4 protein-coding genes are annotated in these 7,815 nt (G+C 65.9%); 3 read left to right on the top strand and 1 reads right to left on the bottom strand.

What is annotated here, in order from left to right; genetic code table 11:
- Positions 1–116 precede the first annotated feature (116 nt).
- Together AWB65_RS04660 and AWB65_RS04655 are read left to right on the top strand one after the other, a co-directional pair.
- Entirely contained in the window at positions 117–386 is a 270-nt protein-coding gene (locus AWB65_RS04660) for a hypothetical protein (RefSeq protein WP_087666014.1), read from the top strand.
- Between the two features lie 185 nt (positions 387–571).
- Complete coding sequence (locus tag AWB65_RS04655) at positions 572–790, top strand: hypothetical protein (protein WP_087666013.1); 219 nt, start codon at positions 572–574, stop codon at positions 788–790.
- A 75-nt stretch (positions 791–865) separates the two neighbouring features.
- Here AWB65_RS04655 and AWB65_RS04650 read toward each other — a convergent pair whose 3' ends face one another.
- Positions 866–5,203, bottom strand: coding sequence for an Lhr family helicase (locus AWB65_RS04650; RefSeq protein ID WP_087666012.1), 4,338 nt, complete (start codon positions 5,201–5,203; stop codon positions 866–868).
- Between the two features lie 215 nt (positions 5,204–5,418).
- Between AWB65_RS04650 and AWB65_RS04645 the strand changes: the two genes are divergently transcribed.
- Complete coding sequence (locus AWB65_RS04645) at positions 5,419–7,800, top strand: phosphoketolase family protein (protein ID WP_087666048.1); 2,382 nt, start codon at positions 5,419–5,421, stop codon at positions 7,798–7,800.
- Positions 7,801–7,815: the final 15 nt, after the last annotated feature.

Genomic DNA, 7,815 nt, shown 5'->3' with positions numbered 1-7,815 from the left:
CGCCACCGACATCGACTCGAAGGTCAAGCCGATTCAAAAGGCCAACAACTCCAACACGATCAACGTGTTCTGAGCTGACTAAAACCATCCACACCATAAACGCAAGGAGCACCACCATGTCGTCAATCATGATCCAGGACCTCGCCCACAGCAAGGAACTCGACCGTCACGCGATGTCGTCGGTTCACGGCGGGGCGTCGCTTACGCAAGGCGGCTTCGGCCCGTTCGCGAATGTCAACGTCAACGTCAACCAGAACATCCAGCAATTCCAGAATGTTCAGGTCAGCGCGCTGAACAACAGCATCATCGGACCGGGATTCGTCGCGCCGCGATTCGATGTCAGCCCGCAGCAGTTCGCCGACGCGAGCGCCGCCATCCGGCTTTAAGAGCGCCTGAGCGATGGACGCCGCGCGCGTCCATCGCGCCCTCGCATTGTGACCGGACGTGGGGTCGCGCCGGTCACAATCGCGGACGGATTGCCTATACTGGGTGCGTAAAGTGTCGACGTCCGTCCGCTTAGCCGCGTGACGCGCCGTCACGCGTTTCGACTCCGTACCTTCAGGAAAACGTCATGGCCGTCATCGTCATCAAGGATCTTGCGGACAGTCTGGTCCTCGACAGGGAAGCAATGACCGCAATCGTCGGCGGTTCGAGAACGGGCGCGCATCCGGGATTTCGCGCCCGCCCGCACGCGAGCGGAAACAGGCTGTTCAATTACCCGGGTGTCTCCGTGCCGGCAATTCAGACCGAGCGTCCCGGGCCGTTTCGAAAGAAACTGGTTTCGAAGTAATCGCTAGTTAGTCAGGCAGGACTGTGGCGGTGTCAGGAGCATCTGAAAGGATGCGCCTTGAGCCGCCTTTTGGTGTTACACCACCGACACCCCCGCCAGCCCGCCGATCGACCGCGCGCTGCGCTTCACGAGCTTCGTCCGCACCACTTCGCGCGCCTCCCCTTCGAGGCCCAGCAGATAGCGCGTCTTTCCCGCGACCACCGCGCCGACGGGCACGCCATCGCGGAACAGCACGCGATTTCCGGGCAGCGCGGGCACCTTCTCCCCCGGCAAAAGCGTGCCGACGAGATTCAGCGGATCGACAGCGCTCACCGCGACGAATGTCCCGTCGAGCGGACGCTTGCGCATCTCGCGTAACAGCGGCACGGCTTCCGGCAGCGCGAACTGCTCGCCCGCGAGCCCCGCGACGAAGCGTCCGCCACGAATCTCGCCGCGGGCTTCCAGCCGATGAAATACCCGCAGCAAGTCACGCCACGGCGGCAGCCAGCCGGCTTCGCGTTCGAGCAGCCGCCAGAACACGACGCCATAGCGGCGCAGCAGCACCATCGCCGCATGTTCGACGGGGTCTGAAGCGGCTTCCGCGCCTTGAGGCTGAACCCGCCGCAGCAGCGCCCAGCGCCCCGCATCGTCCATTCCGCCGATGAACATGCCGCCCCGTCGCGGCCGCCGGCTGAACGCGTTGCGCTTCGCCGCCGGCGCGAGCAGCGCGCGCAGGCCCGCGAAACTGTCTGCGTTGACCAGCCCGAGCGCGACCAGTTCGCCGAGCGCCGTTTCCAGCTCGGTGCGCAATAAGCGCGCGTCGGCGAGCAGTTCGTCGAAGAACATCGCGCCGTGGGTTTTAAGCGCGTCGTGGACGACTTGCGCCCGCGACGACATCTCCGGCGCCTCGTCCGGCCGCATCAGCGCGCTCCACGCGGCGAGGTTGCGGCGCGGCAAGAGGACGATCGGCGTGCCGCGCACCGGGCCGCCCGCCGCGCGCGAGCGTCCGCCCGGCCGGCTCCAGACGATCTTTCCCGAGCGCGAGGCTTCGTCGAGCCAATAGCCTGAATAATCCGCGACGCGCGCGGGCAGGATTTCCTCCTCCCACGCGACCGCGGGCGCCTCGAAACCTTCGAGTTGCTCGACGACCGACATCAGCGCGTCGCGACCTTCCGCGCGCGTATCGGCGGCGAGGTGCTGCCATTCGAACAGAAAACGCATGAAATCCTGCCGCTCGACCGGCTCGATCTCGCGCCGCAGGCGCCGTACGGTGTATCGATGGATGCGCGCGAGCAGATGCCGCTCGCACCATTCGTCGTCGGTGGCGCCGGGTGAGAAGCGGCCGCGCATCACGTAGCCTTCCGCTTCGAGCCGCGTCAGCGCCAGCGCCACGGACGACGCCGGCAGCGCCAGCGCCCGCGCGATCACCGGCACCGTCAGCGGGCCGAATCCCGAAAGCCGCGCGCGGACGATTTCGACCAAGGCGTCGTCCTCGGTCCATGCATCGGTGAAACCGGCGGGCGGCGTGAGCGTCGGATGCATCGGCGCCCGCGGATAGACGGCGCGCACCCACATCAGGCGCTCGACCGGCACCCACAACGCGTCGTTTTGCGCGATCTGCAAGCGCGTCGCGCGGCCGGACTGGGCGAGCGCATCGAGCCACGCGGGCCAGCCGTCGTTCGCCTCTGCCTCGGCGGCGCTCAAGCACGCGAGGCTCATCAGCGCTTCGTGCATCTCGTCCGGTCCGCGCACGGCGGGCCACGCCTCCTCGCGCACACCGTCGATGGCGCCGGCGTCGAGCGCGCCGAGATCGTCGGCGGATTCGGGATCGCGGAAGCGGCGCGCGAGCACCGCCTGCGTGCGGCGTTCTTCGAGCGGCGCATCGTCGAGAAACGCGTACGGACGCGCCGACAGAATCTCCGCCGCGAGCGGCGACGGCGCCGGCAGGTCGCGCGTCACGAGCCGCAGTTCGCCGCGCTCGATGCGCCGCAGCACCGCGAGCCATTGCTCGCTGTCCATCGCGTCATGCAGACAATCGTCGATGGTTTGCTCGACCAGCGGATGCTGCGGCACGTCGCGCTCGCCCACGACGTTCTCCAGACACGCGACCTGATCCGGAAAGATCGTCGCGAGCAGGTCTTCGCTTTTCATGCGCTGCAACTGCGGCGCGACCTTGCGCCCGCCCGCGTAGCGCGGCAGCGCGAGCGCGTTGGTCGCGTTCCAGCGCCAGCGCACGCCGAAGAGCGGCGCGTCGAGCAGCGCCTGGATCAGCACGTGCTCGGCGGTGTTCGAGCGCAGGTAGCGCCACACTTCATCGAGTTCGAAGCTGTGCGCGCTCGTCAAGGACAAAACGATGGCGTCCTCGGTCGCCGCCGCCTGCAGTTCGAAGTTGAACGTGCGGCAAAAACGCTTGCGCAGCGCGAGGCCCCACGCGCGATTCACGCGACTACCGAACGGCGCGTGAATGACGAGTTGCGTGCCGCCGGATTCATCGAAGAAGCGCTCCATCACGAGCGTGTCCTGCGTCGGGAGCACGGTCAGCGCCGCGCGAGCGCGCGCCAGATAGTCGACGATCTGCCGCGCGGCTTCGTCGTCGATGCCGGTTTCGAGCGCAAGCGCGCGGGTTGCCGCGTGCGTGTCGTGCCGCGCGCCGAGCGAGGCGTCGATCTGCCCGCGCATCCGGGCGATCGCGTAGGAAAGCTCGTCGCTGCGACCCGGCGCCTCGCCAAGCCAGAACGGGATGTTCGGCGGCTGGCCGTTCGCGTTCTCCACGCGCACGCGCCCACCTTCGATCCGCTGAATCCGGTACGACGTATTGCCCAACTGAAAGATGTCGCCCGCGAGGCTTTCGACCGCGAAGTCCTCGTTGACCGTGCCGATCTGCAAACCCTGCGGCTCAAGCAGCACGGCAAAGTCGGCGTTGTCGGGAATCGCGCCGCCGGATGTCACCGCCGTGAGCTTGCCGCCGCGCCGTCCGCGCAAAGTCCGGCTGACCGCGTCGCGATGCACGTACGCGCCGCGCGGACCGTGGCGGCTGGTAAAGCCCTCGGCGAGCGTGCGGACGACAGCATCGAACTTCTCACGCGCGAGCGTCGCGTACGGAAACGCGCGGCGAAAGCGTTCGTAGAGCGCGTCCTCGCTCCATTCGCGGCACGAGACTTCCGCCGTGATCTGCTGCGCGAGCACGTCAAGCGGCGCGCGCGGGACGTGCAACGCGTCGAGTTCGCCGCGCCGCACGCAGTCGAGAAGCGCCGCGCATTCGATCAGATCGTCGCGTGACGTGGGAAAAAGCCGCCCTTTCGGCATGCCGCCGACGTGATGCCCCGAGCGCCCGACGCGCTGCAAAAATCCGCCGATCGATCCCGGCGAGCCGATCTGGCAGACGAGTTCCACATCGCCGATATCGATGCCGAGCTCCAGCGAAGCCGTCGCGATCAGCACGCGCAGTTCGCCGCGCTTGAGCCGCTGCTCCGCGTCCAGCCGATGCTCGCGCGCGAGACTGCCGTGGTGCGCCGCCACTGCGCTCTTGCCCAGGCGATCGGTCAGATGGCGCGCGGCGCGCTCGGCCATGCGCCGCGTGTTGACGAAGACGAGCGTCGTGCGATGCTGCGCGACGAGATCGGCGAGGCGGTCGTAGACGCGCTCCCACATGTCGTTCGACATGATCGCTTCGAGCGGCATCGGCGGGAGGTCGAGCGCGAGATCGCGCGCGCGGACGTGCCCGACATCGACGATTTCGCACGAATTGCCCACGCCCGCGAGAAACTGCGCGACGAGTTCGATCGGTTTCTGCGTCGCCGACAAGCCGATGCGCACCGGCGGCGCGGCGCAGAGCGCGTCGAGCCGTTCGAGACTCAGCGAAAGATGCGCGCCGCGCTTGGTGCCGGCCACGGCGTGAATCTCGTCGACGATCACGGTGCGCGTCGTGGACAACATCGCGCGGCCCGAATCCGAACCCAGCAGCACGTAGAGCGATTCCGGCGTCGTCACGAGAATATGCGGCGCGCGCTTGCGCACGGCGGCGCGCTCCTGCTGCGTGGTGTCGCCGGTGCGCACGGCGGCGCGGATTTCGAGCGGAGGCAGGCCGAGTTGCGCGAGTTCGCCCGAAATGCCCGCGAGCGGTTCCTGCAGGTTCACGCGGATATCGTTCGAAAGCGCCTTCAACGGCGAAATGTAGAGGATGTGCGTTTCGTCGGGCAGTGCGCCGCCGCGCTCGATGCCTTCGCGCACGAGTTCGTCGATCGCCGCGAGGAACGCGGTCAGCGTCTTGCCGGAGCCGGTCGGCGCCGCGACGAGCGTCGAGCGGCGCGCGCGGATCAGCGGCCACGCGCGCGCCTGCGCACCAGTCACGCCGGGGAACGTGCGGCCGAACCAGTTGACGAGGGCGGGATGAAAGCCCGCGAGCGCCTCGGCGAATGGCGGATTGTCGGTCATGACATATTTTAAGAGGCGGACGGAATTCGCGTGCGGCGCACGCAGCGGTCTTGCGCGTTGTCATGAAACCGACGCGTCGTTTGAGCGATGCTGATGCGGCAAGCCCCGCCGGTCATATCTGCAGAGGTGAGGCCGTTGGGCACATAATCAACCGCACATTGAAGCCGGCGATCGCCGCGACGTCCGTGGCGATCCTCAACCCACCGGAGAGGCAATTGAACGACGACGCATCGCAAGCCCCGCTTTCCGCCGACGATTTACGCAAGCTCGACGCCTACTGGCGCGCGTGCAACTACCTTTCGGTCGGCATGATCTACCTGCGCGCGAATCCGCTCCTGCGCGAGCCGCTCAAGCCCGAGCACATCAAGCGGCGCCTGCTCGGCCACTGGGGATCGGACCCCGGCCAATCGTTCACGTGGGTCCACCTGAACCGCCTGATCATCCGCGACGATCTCAACGTCATGTTCGTCTCCGGCCCCGGTCACGGCGCGCCCGCGACGCTTTCGAACTCGTATCTCGAAGGCTATTACTCCGAGGTCTACCCCGATCGCAGCAACGACGAAACCGGCATGCTCCGGCTTTTCCGGCTCTTTTCGTCGCCGGGCGGGATCGGCTCGCACTGCACGCCCGAAACGCCCGGCTCGATCCACGAAGGCGGCGAACTGGGTTACAGCCTCTCGCATGCGTTCGGCGCCGCGTTCGACAACCCGGACCTGATCGTCGCGACGATGGTCGGCGACGGCGAAGCGGAAACCGGACCGCTCGCCACGTCCTGGCATTCAAACAAGTTCCTGAACCCGGTGCAGGATGGAGCCGTGCTGCCGATCCTCCATCTGAACGGCTACAAGATCGCCAATCCGACGATCCTCGCGCGCATCCCGCATGAGGAACTCGAAGCGCTTTTCATCGGCTACGGGTACAAGCCGTATTTCGTCGAAGGGCACGATCCGCAGGAAATGCATCAGAAGATGGCCGCGACGCTCGAACGCTGCATCGGCGAGATCCGTGCAATCCAGCAGCATGCGCGCGCGAGCAACGACACCACGCGTCCGCGCTGGCCGATGATCGTGCTGCGCTCGCCGAAAGGCTGGACGGGGCCGAAGGAAGTCGACGGCCACAAGGTCGAGGACTTCTGGCGCTCGCATCAGGTGCCCGTGCTCGACCCGGCGACCAATCGCAAGAGCCTGCAGGTACTCGAAAGCTGGATGCGCGGCTACAAGCCCGAAGAACTTTTCGATGCCGACGGCCGGTTGATCGGCGAACTTCGCGAGATCGCGCCCAAAGGCGAGCGCCGCATCAGCGCGAATCCGCATGCGAACGGCGGGCGTCTGCGTCGCGCGCTGCACCTGCCGGACATCCGCGACTACGCGTTCGAGGTGAAGAACCCGGCCGCGACGTATCAATCGCCGACTGCGGTGCTCGCAAAGTTCCTGCGCGACGTGATCCGCAACAACATGACGAACTTCAAGCTCTTCGGCCCCGACGAGACCGCGAGCAACAAGCTCGATGGCGTGTACGAGGCGTCGGGCAAGCGCTGGATCGCGGAGACGAAGCCCGAAGACAGCGACGGCGGCGCGCTCGCGCCCGACGGCCGCGTGATGGAAATGCTTTCCGAACACACGCTGGAAGGCTGGTTCGAAGGCTACGTTTTAACCGGCCGACATGGCCTCCTCGCGACCTACGAAGCGTTCGTGCACGTGATCGATTCGATGTTCAACCAGCACGCGAAGTGGCTCGAAAAAGCGAAACAGGAACTCGACTGGCGCGCGCCGGTTCCGTCGATCAACCTGCTGATCACGTCGCTCGTGTGGCGGCAGGATCACAACGGCTTCACGCATCAGGACCCGGGCTTTCTCGATGTCGTGACGAACAAGAGTCCCGAGGTGGTGCGTATTTACTTGCCGCCCGATGCGAACTGCTTGTTGAGCGTGGCCGATCACTGCCTGCGCTCGCAGGACTACGTGAACGTGATCGTCGCGGACAAGCAGCCGCATCTGCAATACCTGAACATGCAGGACGCGATCGTGCATTGCACGAAGGGCATCGGCATCTGGGACTGGGCATCGACCGATGAAGGCCACGAGCCGGATGTCGTGATGGCCTGCGCCGGCGACATCGCAACGATGGAATCGCTTGCAGCCGTCGAGATACTCAAGGCGCAGTTCCCTGATCTGAAGATCCGCTTCGTGAACGTGGTCGATATCTTCCGGCTGATGCCGGATACTGACCATCCGCACGGTCTGTCAGAGCGCGATTTCGATTCGCTCTTCACGCGCGACAAGCCGGTCATTTTCAACTTCCACTCGTATCCGACGCTCGTACACAAGCTCACGTACAACCGCACGAATCACGAGAACATCCACGTTCACGGCTATCGCGAGCGGGGCAACATCAACACCCCGTTCGAACTCGCGATCATCAATGGCGTGGACCGCTATACGCTCGCCATCGACGTGATCGATCGCGTGCCGCGTCTGCGCGACACCGGCGCGCATGCGAAGAACTGGCTGCACGATCAGGTGATCGAGAGCGTTGGATATGCGCATGCGGAAGGCATCGATCGCGACGAGATTCGGGACTGGACGTGGAAAGCGTAACGCCCCGCATCTCGC

The organism is Caballeronia humi, assembly GCF_001544475.1.
Classification (GTDB): Bacteria; Pseudomonadota; Gammaproteobacteria; order Burkholderiales; family Burkholderiaceae; genus Caballeronia; species Caballeronia humi.
The sequence above is the reverse complement of the archived record's forward strand: the minus strand, read 5'-3'. Positions and strand labels throughout refer to the sequence as shown.

Coding starts and splice junctions, on each gene's coding strand:
- AWB65_RS04660 (WP_087666014.1), top strand. CDS start 117: ATGTCGTCAATCATGATCCAGGACCTCGCCCACAGCAAGGAACTCGAC.
- AWB65_RS04655 (WP_087666013.1), top strand. CDS start 572: ATGGCCGTCATCGTCATCAAGGATCTTGCGGACAGTCTGGTCCTCGAC.
- AWB65_RS04650 (WP_087666012.1), bottom strand. CDS start 5,203: ATGACCGACAATCCGCCATTCGCCGAGGCGCTCGCGGGCTTTCATCCC.